At 38.0% G+C, this 14,962-nt stretch carries 22 protein-coding genes; 21 read left to right on the top strand and 1 reads right to left on the bottom strand.

From position 1 onward, the window contains the following. Positions 1-4: 4 nt before the first annotated feature. From FC84_RS03690 to FC84_RS03630, 14 genes are all read left to right on the top strand, one after another. The gene (locus FC84_RS03690) at positions 5-808 is read left to right on the top strand and encodes a hypothetical protein (RefSeq protein ID WP_057755653.1); all 804 of its coding nucleotides are present in this window, start codon (positions 5-7) and stop codon (positions 806-808) included. A gap of 70 nt (positions 809-878) precedes the next feature. Further along, on the top strand, positions 879-1,364 hold the full coding sequence (locus tag FC84_RS03685; RefSeq protein WP_057755651.1) for an Ig-like domain-containing protein: 486 nt from the start codon (positions 879-881) through the stop codon (positions 1,362-1,364). A 15-nt stretch (positions 1,365-1,379) separates the two neighbouring features. Continuing rightward, complete coding sequence (locus FC84_RS03680; RefSeq protein WP_057755643.1) at positions 1,380-2,399, top strand: hypothetical protein; 1,020 nt, start codon at positions 1,380-1,382, stop codon at positions 2,397-2,399. Positions 2,400-2,434: 35 nt separating this feature from the next. Next, complete coding sequence (locus FC84_RS03675; RefSeq protein ID WP_057755641.1) at positions 2,435-2,857, top strand: hypothetical protein; 423 nt, start codon at positions 2,435-2,437, stop codon at positions 2,855-2,857. A 12-nt stretch (positions 2,858-2,869) separates the two neighbouring features. Continuing rightward, positions 2,870-3,223, top strand: a complete 354-nt coding sequence (locus FC84_RS03670; RefSeq protein WP_057755639.1) for a hypothetical protein — start codon at positions 2,870-2,872, stop codon at positions 3,221-3,223. Beyond that, a complete protein-coding gene (locus FC84_RS08850; RefSeq protein WP_083479516.1) occupies positions 3,223-3,357 on the top strand; it encodes an XkdX family protein in 135 nt (44 codons plus the stop codon). The genes FC84_RS03670 and FC84_RS08850 overlap by 1 nt, the downstream gene beginning before the upstream one ends. A gap of 140 nt (positions 3,358-3,497) precedes the next feature. Next, positions 3,498-4,154: a hypothetical protein gene (locus tag FC84_RS03665; RefSeq protein WP_057755637.1), complete on the top strand. Its 657-nt coding sequence runs from the start codon at positions 3,498-3,500 to the stop codon at positions 4,152-4,154. 41 nt (positions 4,155-4,195) lie between these two features. Then, positions 4,196-4,489 (top strand): hypothetical protein, encoded by a 294-nt coding sequence (locus FC84_RS03660; protein WP_057755634.1) that lies wholly within the window; start codon positions 4,196-4,198, stop codon positions 4,487-4,489. Then, complete coding sequence (locus FC84_RS03655) at positions 4,486-4,746, top strand: phage holin (RefSeq protein WP_057755631.1); 261 nt, start codon at positions 4,486-4,488, stop codon at positions 4,744-4,746. Before FC84_RS03660 ends, FC84_RS03655 begins: the two co-directional genes overlap by 4 nt. Continuing rightward, positions 4,743-4,961, top strand: coding sequence for a hypothetical protein (locus FC84_RS03650; RefSeq protein WP_057755628.1), 219 nt, complete (start codon positions 4,743-4,745; stop codon positions 4,959-4,961). Before FC84_RS03655 ends, FC84_RS03650 begins: the two co-directional genes overlap by 4 nt. Then, positions 4,958-6,268: a LysM peptidoglycan-binding domain-containing protein gene (locus tag FC84_RS03645; RefSeq protein ID WP_057755626.1), complete on the top strand. Its 1,311-nt coding sequence runs from the start codon at positions 4,958-4,960 to the stop codon at positions 6,266-6,268. The genes FC84_RS03650 and FC84_RS03645 overlap by 4 nt, the downstream gene beginning before the upstream one ends. A gap of 289 nt (positions 6,269-6,557) precedes the next feature. After that, positions 6,558-7,517 (top strand): homing endonuclease associated repeat-containing protein, encoded by a 960-nt coding sequence (locus FC84_RS03640; RefSeq protein ID WP_057755623.1) that lies wholly within the window; start codon positions 6,558-6,560, stop codon positions 7,515-7,517. 80 nt (positions 7,518-7,597) lie between these two features. Continuing rightward, complete coding sequence (locus FC84_RS03635; protein ID WP_057755620.1) at positions 7,598-7,981, top strand: hypothetical protein; 384 nt, start codon at positions 7,598-7,600, stop codon at positions 7,979-7,981. 18 nt (positions 7,982-7,999) lie between these two features. After that, the gene (locus FC84_RS03630) at positions 8,000-8,212 is read left to right on the top strand and encodes a helix-turn-helix domain-containing protein (RefSeq protein ID WP_057755617.1); all 213 of its coding nucleotides are present in this window, start codon (positions 8,000-8,002) and stop codon (positions 8,210-8,212) included. 410 nt (positions 8,213-8,622) lie between these two features. Here the strand turns inward: FC84_RS03630 and FC84_RS03625 are convergent, their stop codons facing one another. After that, entirely contained in the window at positions 8,623-9,816 is a 1,194-nt protein-coding gene (locus FC84_RS03625) for an aminotransferase class I/II-fold pyridoxal phosphate-dependent enzyme (protein WP_057755615.1), read from the bottom strand. Positions 9,817-10,372: 556 nt separating this feature from the next. On the opposite strand from FC84_RS03625, the gene FC84_RS03620 reads away from it, so the two are divergent. The 7 genes from FC84_RS03620 (at position 10,373) to FC84_RS03590 (ending at position 14,940) form a co-directional block, all read left to right on the top strand. Next, positions 10,373-11,344, top strand: a complete 972-nt coding sequence (locus FC84_RS03620; RefSeq protein ID WP_057755613.1) for a mannose/fructose/sorbose PTS transporter subunit IIA — start codon at positions 10,373-10,375, stop codon at positions 11,342-11,344. Positions 11,345-11,383: 39 nt separating this feature from the next. Further along, positions 11,384-12,208, top strand: coding sequence for a PTS mannose/fructose/sorbose transporter subunit IIC (locus FC84_RS03615; protein ID WP_057755611.1), 825 nt, complete (start codon positions 11,384-11,386; stop codon positions 12,206-12,208). Positions 12,209-12,226: 18 nt separating this feature from the next. Further along, the gene (locus tag FC84_RS03610) at positions 12,227-13,150 is read left to right on the top strand and encodes a PTS system mannose/fructose/sorbose family transporter subunit IID (protein ID WP_057755609.1); all 924 of its coding nucleotides are present in this window, start codon (positions 12,227-12,229) and stop codon (positions 13,148-13,150) included. 41 nt (positions 13,151-13,191) lie between these two features. Continuing rightward, complete coding sequence (locus FC84_RS03605; protein ID WP_057755606.1) at positions 13,192-13,575, top strand: DUF956 family protein; 384 nt, start codon at positions 13,192-13,194, stop codon at positions 13,573-13,575. Between the two features lie 143 nt (positions 13,576-13,718). Further along, positions 13,719-14,348, top strand: a complete 630-nt coding sequence (locus FC84_RS03600) for a superoxide dismutase (RefSeq protein WP_057755604.1) — start codon at positions 13,719-13,721, stop codon at positions 14,346-14,348. Positions 14,349-14,438: 90 nt separating this feature from the next. Continuing rightward, positions 14,439-14,765 carry a hypothetical protein gene (locus FC84_RS03595; RefSeq protein ID WP_057755602.1) on the top strand — a complete coding sequence of 109 codons (327 nt, stop codon included), beginning with the start codon at positions 14,439-14,441 and terminating at the stop codon, positions 14,763-14,765. Further along, positions 14,758-14,940 carry a hypothetical protein gene (locus tag FC84_RS03590; protein WP_057755600.1) on the top strand — a complete coding sequence of 61 codons (183 nt, stop codon included), beginning with the start codon at positions 14,758-14,760 and terminating at the stop codon, positions 14,938-14,940. Before FC84_RS03595 ends, FC84_RS03590 begins: the two co-directional genes overlap by 8 nt. The last annotated feature ends 22 nt before the right edge of the window (positions 14,941-14,962 follow it).

The following is a 14,962-nucleotide window of genomic DNA, read 5'->3' as shown; positions in this document are numbered from 1 at the left end:
GAAAATGGCAGAAGATTTCCTTAAATGGACAAACGAACAAAAGACCTTCAACAAAAAAATAGATTATCAAGACCCGACAGAAACGCCACCTTTGGTTGTTACACCAAGCTCTGATTTGCAATCAAAAGCAGAAACAAATGCTGATCAACTTGCTCATAAAATGTTTGGTGCACAAGTTCGAAAAACACTAGCTCAATGGATTCAATTAGGCGGTTATTTATATAGTCAAGGCCTGATTACACTTCAACAATTCCAAACAGCACTTAATAGCTTCGAAGATATCATGGAAGAGCGGCAGGTTGACGTTGAAAAACGACAAACCGATATTGAAGAACAATTTAAAGCTGTTATTGCTAATGCAACAGTTGATAGTGAATTGATTAATGCACGTGACTCTAATATTTATGGTAAATTCCCAACGCTAGATGGTCGGCTAGAGAACATTGAACAGATGCTAGCTATGTCGATCCCATCAGGATATTTAGTAACCATTAACCATGGTCTGGGACGTAACCCAGACGTTACAGTTAGTTACTATGAAGATGCTATTGGTACAGAAATTGGTGGCTTTGGTAAAGCTGCTATATTTGGTGGCACTAAAGCTAAGTTTATCGAATCTACGGAAAGCTACGTTGATGCTAACACAGTCAAAATTGAATTACCTGCCGGCTTTGCACTAACAGGCTATCCAGTCTATCAACCTGCTGATCGTTGCTGGTACATTATTGATAAAAACCGTATTTTAAAATTTGATTTAGGCGTTAATGTTACGGAACATCCAAATGGCGGTGACCAAAGCCAACTGTAGAGGCTCCTAAATTTTTAGTGGTAAGTCCTTTATCAGATAGTTCTGTAAAATTAGATTGGAAGTGAAATGAATGATTTATTATATCTATCAAAATGACGTCAAGGTTAAAGAAGTAACTAATGTTAAGACAGTTACGATTACTGGTTTGACCGCAAATAAGACTTATACATTTGCTGTTAGCGCTTGGAACGGGAAAACCGAGTCAGCTAAATCAAATGTTGTGACGGTCACAACAGCTACAGTTCCAGCTACCACAATTACGATTAGAATTGTCGATGATATGGAGATTGGTCAATCAGTTAAGGCAACAGTGACATTAACACCAGCCAATACGACTGATAACGTTACTTGGACATCAAGTGATTCGACGATTGCAACTGTTGGAACAGATGGCACCGTTAAGGCGTTAAAGACTGGTCCAGTGACAATTACGGCTAAGACAACCAGTGGTAAAACTGCGACTGCTGCTATTACAGTCTATGAAGCAATGGTTACTGTTACTGACTTGACAAGTTCAAATATTACAGCAAGCGGTGTTTCTTTAACATGGAAGTAAAGGGGTTGATGAGCCGTGAAATACAAGGTTTATCAAGATGATGTTCTCAAAGCGACTGTAACGGATAAGAAGTTTGATGTTGTTGGATTGCAGCCAAATACTGAGTACAAGTTATCTGTTCAACCAAACAATGGGCTTCGTGATGGTGTTAAGCAAGACATAATCGTTAAGACGCATAGCACGAGTAGCATTCGTTTTGTTATTCCAAAGGAATTGGCGGTTGGATCAACAATTCCACTACGCTATGTTGAATATCCATTGGGCTTAGTCCCTATTGGCAAAGAGCCTGCTGGCATGTTTGGAGGTGGCAATGAAAAAGAACTATCTGCTAAGGTTATTGACAGCGACAGTGAAATTATCGGTCGCAACTATCTTTTAAACACATCACTTCCAACATCATCAGACAAGGTGCATGTGGGTACTGCTTCAACTTCGATTTATGGCAATCTTAGTTATTCTGATGGAATAACTCGAGTTACATTTACGTCAGGTAGCGAATTGTTCTATCGTTTCATGTCAACCGACACTACTAACATGGCTAAAACCGAGCTTGTAGCTGGACAGACATACACACTAAGCGCTGACGTTCGTACTGATTTAAAAGGTGGCAGATTGACGTGGCGCTCGCAACATATAAAGGCGGGTGGAGGTTGGAGCGATTTTCAAACTGGTGGAGCAGTTACAATAACTGAAACACTTTCAGATAACGTCTTTAAACGAATTAACACAACATTCACCATTCCTGAAAACACAACCGGTTTATTCTTTTCGTTTCAGCTATACGGTAGTTCTGGAAAACCAACGATTGGTTCTTGGTTTGAATTTAAACATGCAAAACTAGAACTTAGCGATAAAGCAACTGATTGGTCACCTGCTCTAGAGGATAACGGCGTATTTAGCATAGCTGAAGTGGAAGCTGACACAGAAATAATATCTAGTATTGATTTTTTAAATGGTTCAACACTAGCCTTACAACCCGATGGTAATTATGGTCTAACTAATGGCTTTGTTGGGATTTATAGTGACGGGTTTTAACCTATGTAACAATTATTTTAAAAGGAGTGATTTAAATGGCATTAACAACGATTTTTACGGGCATGGAAAAAGGCCCAGAACAGATTGATGCAAATTTCAAAGAACTAAATTCAAGCAAACTTGACAATCGATATTCAACGAAACATTATTCAACTGGACAGAATTCATTAATCAAAGCAGGATCAATCGATATTGCACGAAGCGAGAATACTGTTACAGTGACCTGCTCTTTTAAGCTATCTAAAGACTTAGCGGCTAATGGAGCAATTATGACGTTGCCGGCTGGTTATGCTGCTCCGGGATTCCAGATCCGGATAGCCGCAATGTTAAGCAACAACAAACAAGCGTTGATTGTTGTTGATCGCAATGCGTTGAAGACGTCTGTGGCCATTACCGCGGATGACTATATAACAATGACTGTTACGTATCCAACAAACGATGATTTTCCAATAGAATAGGAGTGAAATAAATTGAGTTTAATTAAATTAAAACTAGCAGCAGACAACACGGTAATGGCCAGCGGATGGGCTAATCCTAATCAGCGTGAAGTCGGAGATGTTATTGACGGATTTACTGTCTATGACGTTTCAGATGATGAGATTAAAAAATTGATCGTTAATCACACTAAGTTAATCAACAATCATCTAGTTATTGACACTGATTATGTTCCGCCAGTTGAGATACCAACCGATCCACAACCGAGCGAAGAGCAACAAGCAATTACAGATTTAGCAATTAGTTCTGCTGAGCATAGTCAGCATATTCAATCAATCGAAGAAGCAATAACAGCATTTGCACAATCAAAAATCGGAGGTACTAACTAATGTTTAAAGTATTTAAATTTGCATATCAACTATGGCACACAATGGATAAGGCAGCAGTAGCGGCTGAAGTTGCTAAAGGTTCAATCACAGCGGCTGAGTATAAAGAAATCACTGGTGAAGATTACGCTGTGTAGGAGCTGACAAGCATGAACTATAAAGAACTATTCGTACTTGCCGGTGTTTTTGGAATGCTGGCTTTATTAATCTTTATTATTTTGGCCTGTTATATTTTCTTATAATTGATTATACTTTTAACCATTAGGAGTGATTAAAAGTGAACAATTATATGCAAGAACTAATTAATCAAATTCATGAACAAAATGCATGGTATATTGCTGTCATAGGGATTCTGGTCACCATAATAACTATATTCTTAGCTTATATGGGTTATGAGCAAAAGAAGATCTCAGATAAACAAGTTAAAAAATTTCAGACTGCCATTAAAAAGTCCCAAGAAATTTCTCAAGGTATCCTAGAAAACAACCAAAGTTTATTGCAGTACTCTCTTGCCTCAATGGCTAACGAGGGATACCTCAATCCTATTGTTGAGTGGCATCAGAAAGCTCAATTATATTTAACTGCAAAGCATGCAACGGAAACTTATTATTCAGATAACGGAGAACTTAGCAGAAAGTTAATTCATGCCAAACGTTCAACACTATATTCTTCCCAAAGAACATTTGAACAACTGATTATTTTAGATGAAGCCGGAACATTACAAACCGGAATATCTAAAGGCAAATACGATGAATTAGCGGTCGCTTACAAAAAAAGTACTCCGACATTTGAGGTTCCTATGCAAGAATATATTGATTATGACAGAAATCAATTGATAAAAATTGGTCATGAATTTAAGGACGGCAAGCTACAACAAGAATGGTTTAAACAGCTTAATGAATTTAATAAATTTTGGGACGAAGAGACACTCTGATAAATAGGGTGTTTTTATTTTGCACTAAAGGAAGTGAGTAAATGCCACCACACTATGTAGCAGGATTAAGTTTGGCAGAATGGACAGCGGTGATTGCGATTATCACGTTCATTGCAACAATTATCAGCCTGCTATTTAAATATGCCGTGTTTGGGCCAATTCGTGGTGATATTAAAGAATTATCAAAGTCGATTACGGCGCTTAATAAACAGCTCGAAGTGCTACAAAACGACTATGAACGATTAGAAGGCCGAGTTGATGAACACGATAGACGTTTAGATCGTCATCATGAACGAATTAAGAATCTTGATTTAGAGAGGAGAAAGGCAGGATGAAGATTAACTGGAAAGTACGTTTATTGAATAAGAAGTTTTGGCTGGCGATTGTGCCGGCTTTTTTGTTGTTTGCACAAGTGATTGCAGTACCGTTTGGTTATGATTTCAAGACGGATTTAATCAATGAGCAAGCAACAGCGATTATTAACGCGTTTTTTGCATTCTTAACTGTCCTAGGCGTTGTTGTTGATCCAACTACACCGGGAATTGATGATAGTCCACAAGCTCTTAAATATGATAAAGAGGTGTGTAAATGAAAATTCACATTCAGACAACGCAAGGCGAGATTGTTTCTCCAAGCTTTGAGTACGGGAAAGAGGAACAAGCGGCAGTTGAGAAGCTTTTTGAAAAGTTTGTTAATACACCCTTTTTTATAAGAAAGACAAATTTAAAAATTGGAAATTGGCATGCGTTGATAGTCTGGTCAAAACTAGTAGCAATGTACGTTGAAGATGAAGAGGTGAAAGAATGAAATCTAAAAACAGAATAGCTAAAATGGTAGTCACCTTTATGGTGGCTATTTTATTTGCTTCAATTTCCGTACCGGTGGCCACATCATCAGCTGCAACTCGAACGTATGGCGTTGATTGGTCAAAGTACCAGGGCAACAATGGTAAGTTTGGTTATCAAAAAGATAAGTTTGTTATCAGCCAAGTAGGCGGAACTTACAACGGTTCATACGTCACACAATCAACATACCGAACGCAAGTGGCTAGTGCAATCGCGGCTGGCAAGTTTGCGCACACATACATTTGGTATCAAGTCAGTGGTAATATCGGCGTATCTAAAGCAGCATTAGATAAGTTCTTGCCACAAGTTCAGACGCCCAAGAATTCAATCGTCGCTTTAGATTTTGAGTCAGGCGCAAGCTGGAATGCAACGACTAATACTGATGCAATCATCTACGGTATGAGCCGAATTAAGCAAGCAGGTTATACGCCAATGCTATATTCAAGCAAAGCATTCTTGCAAGCTAATGCTGATGTGTCAAGAATTATCAAGGCATTTCCAAATAGTCTTTGGATTGCTGGTTACCCAATCAGTGGGGTAATTAGCTCCGCGCCGTTCCAATATTTTCCAAGTATGAACGGTGTGGCCATTTGGCAGTTTACAGCTGAATATATTGCCGGTGGGTTAGACGGCAACGTTGACTTGTTAGGCATTACCGAGAATGGTTACAAGGGTAGTCATCAGGATGATGACGGAAAAGTTACTGTTGAACCTGACACTGATACACCAGCCATTAATGACGGTCAAAACGCTAATGATACTGCCAAAAAAGACATTAAAGTTGGTAATACTGTTAAGGTTAATCTGAAAGCAACGAAGTGGGCTAATGGTGTTGGCATGCCAAGCTGGGTACGTGGCAAGACCTATAAAGTTCAACAAGTTGCTAAGGGTAAAGTATTATTAGCTGGTATCTTATCTTGGATTAAGACATCAGATATTGAGATCTTATCAGTTGGTAGCGGTAGTTCATCAACGTCAACTTACACAGTTCGCAGCGGTGATACCTTATCAGCTATCGCAAGTCGTTACGGTACGACAGTTAGCAAGTTGCAAAGTTTGAACGGAATTAGCAACGCTAACTATATCTACGTTGGTCAGAAGCTAAAAATTAGCGGTTCAGTATCAGCTACTTACTACACGGTTAAATACGGTGATACTGTTAGCGGTATTGCTGCTAGATATGGCACAACAACTAATAATATCAAGCAGCTTAACGGTTTAAGCAACGTCAACTTCATTCGGATTGGTCAGCGTTTACGAGTTAAATAAAAATAATTGCAAAATTAAAAAACAAATAAGCAGTTTTGCGTATTTAATATTGTCGGGCAAAAAACCGACGTCGTTCTTCTGTGGGCGATTTTTGACACGAGCCTCACTCAATTAAGAGTGGGGCTTTTTTTATTTTGTTTGCAAAATAGACCATGATAGCTTATGATTTACTCGTAGCTACTTATCACGTTTATCTAAATAACTTTTTATCTAACCAATATGGAATGTAACAGCTTGGACTAAACACTATTAGTCCGAGCTTTTTTGATACATTGGATGGAGAAGTATGATGAAAAAAACAGAAATTGATAAATTAACAGACGAACAAATGTTAGATCAATTACGCGAGTATTATAAAGAATATGAAAAACTACCAAGAATTCTTGATATTAAACGCGGGAAAAACATTGCTTATCGATTTGGGACTTGGAATAAAGCTTTATCATTAGCGCTTGGAGAAGATAAAGTAACCAGCCGTGATGTTAGTGATGAACAAATACTATCAGCAATTCGCGAACTTAATGACAAGCTTGGACGGCTGCCACGTTTACGTGAAAGCAAATATGGAAGTACGGCAAGAAGACGGTTTGGTTCATGGAATAACGCATTAGAACGCGCACTTGGTGATGATAATGTTCATGTCCATCACGATTATGATCGTAAAAAAATAGTTGAAGGATATAAAAGATTATCAAAAGAATTAGGATATGCTGCAAGCTCTAATGATATTGTAAAGGACAAACGGATGCCTAGCTTGATTTATATTCGTAAAGAATTTGGTTCAATCATAGATTTGGCTAACGAAGCAGGCATCTCAAAAGAGGTAGTTGAACGATGGCGCGATTATAAACTACAAAATTGGACGCCAGAAGAATTGATTAGCGGGTACAAACGTCTCGAGAAGCAACTAGGACGAATACCAGTATCAAAGGATATTACAGATTGTAAGTGGTTGCCAAAACCACACGTTTTTGTACGAGTTTTTGGATCTTTAACACAAATGAGGGACGATTATAATTTAGCAAAACCCAATTCTGGCCAATCACCTATTTCTAAAAAAACGTTGGTAAGACAAGTTGCAGAGTTTTACAAAGAACACGGTAGGTTCCCGTTAAAAAGAGAATTTGCATCGTACAGCAACAACTCGATAGACGTGCTTTTAGCTCGTTTCAAAACCTCATCAGTTTACACGGTTTGGGAAGAAATTATTAACGATCCATATTTTAAAGAAATAATTGAAAAAAGATAAGCTAAACTATTGATTAGTACGGTACACCGTACTATAATAATAGATGTAGATAAGATCAATAAGAAAGCGGGTATTCAATCATGGATTATAAAAACACAGTAGCTAAACAAATTACAAACAGTATTTCAGGAATTAGCCGCCAAATTTCAGTTAATGATATGTTAGATTTAGAAGAAGGCCAAATCATTACTCTTGAAAATGCTGAATCTTGGACTAACGAAGGCTCATTCTCTATTGAAACTGTACGTGCCGTTGATTATGTGTTTACAGCTATTAATGAAGTGCCAGTTCATGAAGTTGACTACAACAACGCTAAAGAAGTTGAAGAACTATCAGCCGAAGAAGTCGAACGTGAAGTGCTTGTACCAGCCGGTACTAAATTTGAAATCACAGATGTTGGCATTGATTTAGATCTTGAAGAATTGGGTTATATTCCAGTAGAAGTTAAATATATTGCTGACTAATATTCGGAGGATTGTTTATTGATTGATGAACTACTAAAAAAATACGGATTAACACGTTATAAAATTACTAAAGCAACAGGCGTCACTGCTAGTACATTGCAATATGCTAATGAGCTAGAAAGTGTTAGCAAACTTAAAGTTAAGACGTTGATCACACTTGCCGAAGCAATCGGTAAAACGCCTGGACAAATATTAGATGAACTGATTGAATTAGAAAACAGCCAATCCTAAATGGAAAGGCTGCTTTTTTATTTTGAATGATTATCAATGAGCCACCATAGGCAACAACTGTCGATATATAATAGTAGAAACTAATGAAATAAAAAATAAATTTATGGGTAGAAAATGGTTAAGACGTGTTGAAGCTAAGGAAACTAATGAAATAGAAATCAACATTAGAAACCTTGATAAATCAGCAGTTTGAAATACCAGTAACATATAGAAATCTACTAGATTATAAGAAGAACATGTTTGCCCTTTTAGGTAAACCAGGCTTCGAAGATTTAGCTAAAGACTTAAACTCTCGCTTATAGAATTCAATGTTCAATTAAAGGAACGATAATTAATTATCGTTCCTTTTTTTGTCTCATAAAAAAAGGTCCCCTTGAATTGGCTGATAAATTGCCATTCAAGGGGATTTTTTAAATTACTGCGCTGTGCTGATACTGGCGAGCATAGTTTTGAATCCGGCGACCAGCCTCAATTAAACTTTCTGTTGAAGCAGCATACGATAAACGAATGTGATGTTCACCACCAGGACCAAAAATTGAACCGGGAATAACACCTACCTGCGCCTTTTCTGCTAAATCATAGACAAATTTAACATCATCTTGGATCATGTTTGTTGGAATTCTCGCAAAAATATAAAAAGCACCAGCCGGGGTTGTCGTTGTAAAACCAGCTAAATTTAAGGCATTCAAAAGTAAATCACGCCGTTGTTGATAAATTGTCCGCATTTGAATGATATCATTTTGCCCATGACGTAAGCTTTCTTCAGCGGCCTTCATCATCGGGCTAGCGGCCGTCGTGACTACAAATTGATGTATTTTATCAATCGATGTCATTAATTCAGCAGGTCCAGCAAGGTAACCAATGCGATAACCAGTCATAGCGTGTGACTTCGAGCAACCACTGATTAAGATTGTTTGCTCAGGTAATAGGGTGGCCATACTCAAATGATGTTGCTCATAGGTTAGCTCTGCATAGATTTCATCGGAAAGAACAACTAAATCAGTTTGCCGTAAGATATCAGCGACAGCACGTGCTTGCTCAGGAGAATAGGTTGCGCCCGTCGGATTATTGGGATAGTTCAAAATAATACCTTTTGCCTGTGGGTATTTAATAAGTAATTCGGCAAGTTTATTAGCAGTCAATAAATATTCAGGGGCCGTATTAACTGTTACGATATTAAGTCCCATTAATTCGGCAACGGCATGATACAGTGGAAAAGATGGGGTAGGAATAATAATAGTATCACCTGGGTTGAAGATGCCCTGAACAGCAGTATAAATACCTTCAGTGGCCCCTACTGTCACAGTGATTTCACCTTCTGGTTGATAGTAAGTGTTGGTTGCTTTAAGTAAATAATTGCTAATTTCTTGACGTAATTCTAAAAAGCCAGCAGATGGTGCGTAATGAGAGAAGTTTTGATCAATTGCTAATTTAGCTGCGTTCTTAATATGTTGAGGAACTTCGAAGTCTGGTTCACCCAAAGTCAACTTAATGATATCGGGAATCTGAGAAATTCGATTATCTACGGTACGAATTAAGGATGGGGGAATGGCTTGTATGGCCCGATTACCTCGAGCAGTTAAACTAACTTTTAAATTAGGCATAAGAGCGCGCTCCTTTTGGCTTGTTAAATTCATTATACGAAGTTAGACAGATTAGACCAACATTAAAGCCTTTGATTATAAGTTAAGGGTTAGCCGGGTTTTGATTTGACTAGGATCTGACTAATGGCGATGAAGGTCTTAATAATGAGTCATGCCTAAAGATTGCTTTTCTAATGCTTAAAATATGACTCGTTATTTTCTTAACAATGAGTGTGGAAACCGTTTCATAATTTTTTAAAATTATTTTGTGATTTTTTGAATTAATATAACATTAGCATCCTGAAAGTGTGGAAATGTTTTCAGTGATATAGCATGTTTATGCAAATTTTTCATGATACCAATTTTGTTCATTATTAATGTAATGCGTCTTACTGTGAAATTATATCCAACTAATTTTATAAAAATTTGTGAAAACGTTTTTAGATTTTATTGCATTTAACTTTCATAATGTGTTATATTTGTGCATGGAAGTTGTGTGACAATACTGCAATTTATATTATTTATTCGGTTATAAAAAATCACATGCTGACCAAATAATTAGTAGGAGGGGTAAAACATGATCGGAATAGTTCTTGCCAGTCACGGGCAATTCGCCGCTGGCATTAAACAATCTGGAGAAATGATTTTCGGCGAACAAGAAAAAGTCGAAACCGTCACTTTCGTCAATGGCGAAAGCCCAGATGATTTAAAACAACATCTTGTGGATGCAACTAAGAAATTTGATCCAGAAGATGAAGTACTATTTTTGATTGATCTTTGGGGTGGCTCGCCTTTTAACCAGGCTAGCGGTATTCTCGAAGAACATAAAGATAAGTGGGCAATCGTCACTGGCCTTAATTTGCCAATGTTGATTGAAGCTTATGGCTCTCGTTTGTCAATGACGTCATCACACGAATTGGCAACACATTTAGTTGACGCTGCACGTGAAGGTGTTCGTGTTAGTCCAGAGGCATTAATGCCTAAGGCTAAACAAGCAGCTCCAGCAGCTAAACAGTCTAATGGTGGTCGTCCAGGTAAGTTAGAATATGTTCTAGCTCGGATCGATTCACGTTTGTTACATGGTCAAGTTGCAACAGCTTGGACTAAGTCAACACATCCAACACGTATTATCGTTGTTTCAGATGGCGTTGCTAACGATAAGCTTCGTAAAAACTTGATTATTCAAGCAGCACCTGCTGGTGTTTCTGCACACGTTATTCCTGTTGATCAAATGATCAAGATTGCCAAGGATGACAAACATTTTGGTGGTGAAAGAGCACTCTTGCTTTTTGAAACACCGCAAGATGTTTTACGTGCGGTTGAAGGTGGCGTTCCATTGAAAACGGTTAACGTTGGTTCAATGGCACATTCTGTTGGTAAAGTTCAACCTAATAAAGTTTTGGCTTTTGACCAAAATGATATTGATACTTTTGAAAAACTCAAAAACGATGGTATCGATTTTGACGTTCGTAAAGTACCAACTGATTCAAAGGACAATATGGCTGCAATCTTAAAGAAGGCTCAAGATTCCTTGAACGACCAAAAATAATCTTTTTTGTCAGTCAAATTAAGTGGAGGAGAAATACTTATGCAACTAAATTTCATTCAAGTCATTTTAGTTCTTATTGTTGCATTCCTTGCTGGTATGGAAGGTATTTTGGATGAATTCCATTTCCATCAACCAGTTATCGCATGTACATTAATCGGTTTAGTTACCGGTAACTTAATACCTTGCCTTATCTTAGGTGGTACATTACAAATGATCGCCTTAGGCTGGGCTAATATCGGTGCTGCCGTTGTGCCTGATGCTGCTTTAGCATCTGTTGCTTCTGCAATTATTCTTGTACTTGGTGGCCAAGGTACTAAGGGTGTCGGTTCTGCCATCGCCATTGCCGTTCCTTTAGCTATTGCTGGTTTGTTATTAACAATCATTGCTCGTACTTTAGCTACTGCTATTGTTCATATTATGGACCGTGCTGCTGAAGAAGGTAGCTTTGCTAAGATTGATTTCTGGCAATGGGTTGCTATCTGCATGCAAGGTTTACGTATCGCTATCCCAGCAGGCTTAATCTTAGCCGTTGGTGCTGGTCCTGTACGTTCATTACTTGGCATGATGCCTGCTTGGTTAACTGATGGTTTATCTATCGGTGGTGGTATGGTCGTTGCCGTAGGTTATGCTATGGTTATCAACATGATCGCTACTCGTGAAGTATGGCCATTCTTTGCCTTAGGTTTCGTTTTGGCAACAATCCAACAATTAACATTGATTGCTCTTGGTGCTATCGCTGTTTCATTGGCGTTACTCTACATCGCTGTTACAAACAACAGCTCAAATAATGGTGGTAATGGTTCTAACGACGGTAACAACAGTGGTGTCGGTGACCCAGTCGGCGATATTATTGATAACTATTAGGAGAGGGGGTAAAAAATAATGGATAATCAAAATACTAAAAAAGTTACATTAAGCAAACGTGATCGCCTCTCAGTTTTCTGGCGGTCAACATTCCTTCAAGGTTCATGGAACTATGAACGTATGCAAAACGGTGGTTTCGCTTACTCATTAATTCCAGCATTAAAGAAACTTTACACAACTAAAGAAGATCGTGCTTCAGCATTGAAGCGTCACATGGAATTCTTTAACACCCATCCTTATTTGGCTTCACCAATTCTTGGTGTTACCCTTGCGCTTGAAGAAGAGCGTGCTAATGGTGCACCTGTTGATGACGTTACAATCCAAGGTGTTAAAGTTGGTATGATGGGTCCTTTAGCTGGTATTGGTGATCCAGTTTTCTGGTTCACAGTTAAGCCAATTATTGGTGCCTTAGCTGCTTCTCTTGCTATGAGTGGTAACATCTTAGGACCAATCATTTACTTCATTGCTTGGAACTTAATTCGTATGGCCTTCATGTGGTATACACAAGAATTTGGTTACCGTGCAGGTTCTGCAATTTCTGATGATATTTCAGGTTCATTATTACAAAACGTTACTAAAGCTGCTTCAATTGTCGGTATGTTCGTCCTTGGTTCCTTGATTAATCGTTGGGTATCGGTTAAATTTACACCGGTTGTTTCCACGGTTAAGTTAGCTAAGGGTGCGTTCATTGACTGGGCTAAGTTGCCTAAGGGTAGTGCGGGTATCCAATCTGCCTTACAACAACAAGCTTCAGGTTTGTCATTAACAGCAGACAAAGTAACAACATTACAAGATAACTTGGATAGCTTGATTCCAGGTTTAGCAGCATTGTTATTAACATTCCTTTGCATGTGGTTATTGAAGAAGAAAGTTTCTCCAATCGTTGTTATCTTAGGTTTGTTCGTTGTCGGTGTTGTATTCCACGTTATCGGTATTATGTAATAAATAATTATTAACGTTTAGTTTGAGGGTAGGGGATTTCATTGGTTGAATCAATCAATTCAAAGGCCGATTTAGTAATTGATGCCACATCATTTCTGGGCACGGCTACTTATGGTAAAATCATGATTGGTGATAAGGGGTTTGAATTTTTTAATGATCGTAATGTCAAAGATTATATTCAAATTCCGTGGTCAGAAGTTGATTACGTGATTGTTTCAATCGTCTTTGGTGGTCACTGGATTCCGCGTTATGCAATTCGGACCAAGCAAAATGGGACGTACTCATTTGCATCTAAGGATCCTAAAAAAGTATTACGAACAATTCGTCAATACGTTGAGCCAAAGAGAATTGTCCGTTCGTTGAGTATGTGGGATGTGCTAAGGAACAGTGTTCTAAGGTTAACACATCGTAACAAAAAAGCGTAGATTAAATTGAACGTTGAAAAGAGTCGCAGAATGCGGCTCTTTTTTGTATGCTTGATAAGTGTCGTAAACAGTCATTAAGCTTGCTCTAGCTGTGCTTTTCTTTGTATGCTTAACTTGTAAAACGATTATGAGGAGGAATCAGAATGGTTTACCAATTACCAGAATTACCTTATGGCTATGGCGACTTAGATCCTTTAATTGATGAGCAGACGATGCATTTTCATCATGATAAACATCATGCCACTTATATTAGTAATCTAAATGCAGCCTTAGCCAAAAGTCTTGAAACTGCAGATCGGCCTTTATTTGACTTAATGAGAGATCTTGAGAGCGTACCTGAAGAAATCCGGACAGCAGTTCGGAATAATGGCGGAGGACATTTAAATCATACCTTGTATTGGCAGTGGTTGAGTCCAGATCAAGATCAAGAAATCCCAAGCGAACTGGCTAAAGAAATCAGTCAGACTTTTGGTAGTGTTGATCATTTTAAGAAAGAATTTATTAATGCTGGTTTAACACGTTTTGGGTCTGGGTGGGCTTGGCTAGTTTTAAATGAGCAACATCAGTTACAAGTTGTTTCCACAGCCAATCAAGATAATCCCCTTAGCGAAGGACTGATGCCTATCTTAGGCGTTGATGTTTGGGAGCATGCTTATTATTTAAATTATCAGAACCGACGTCCAGATTATTTAGGAGCATTCTGGCATTTGATTAATTGGGAATTTGTGGATCAGTGTTGGCGTGATCGAGAAATGTCCTATTTACAGTTATAATTTTTTGATAATCGCAGTTACTTTTTGGTGGCTGCTTTTTTTGCGTCGAATTATTTTCGTGGTACAATTTAGAACAAAGGGGTTATAATGATGCAAAATGAAGAGTTTGCTAAGCAATTAATTGAATTTATTTTAACTAGTCAAGATGTTGTGCGTGAACCACGTGTTTATGCCAATCAAGTTACTTATGCTTTTTCAGATAAATTGGTTGAGCCTGAAGATGAGACGTTATTCCCACCGATGCGCCTACACGTAGTCCGGCTACAACCTAATTTTGTTCAAAAAAATCAAAAATTGTTAAATCAATTATTTGAGCAGACGAAAGATACTAATCCACAAGGTTATCAAGATGTTTGGTTGACGAGTTCCCATTTAACGGATCGTGGTTTATATTTAGTGGAGTATTCCTTTGAGTAAATTGGACCATCGTTGGCACCAATTAATTGTGTCATTGGTTGTACTGACAATTTCACTGCTGATCATGCAACGGCTATTAAATTGGCCTTGGTTAATTTATTTAGTTTTAGCTAGCGCAATTGTGACGATTATTAGCTTAATTGTGCTATTAGTTTATGATTGGTTACTTCATTAAATTATTAATCTAGTACAAAAAT

Origin of the sequence: Lapidilactobacillus dextrinicus DSM 20335, from assembly GCF_001436095.1 — a bacterium.
Taxonomy (GTDB): Bacteria; Bacillota; Bacilli; order Lactobacillales; family Lactobacillaceae; genus Lapidilactobacillus; species Lapidilactobacillus dextrinicus.
This window is presented reverse-complemented; position numbering and strand designations above follow the sequence as displayed.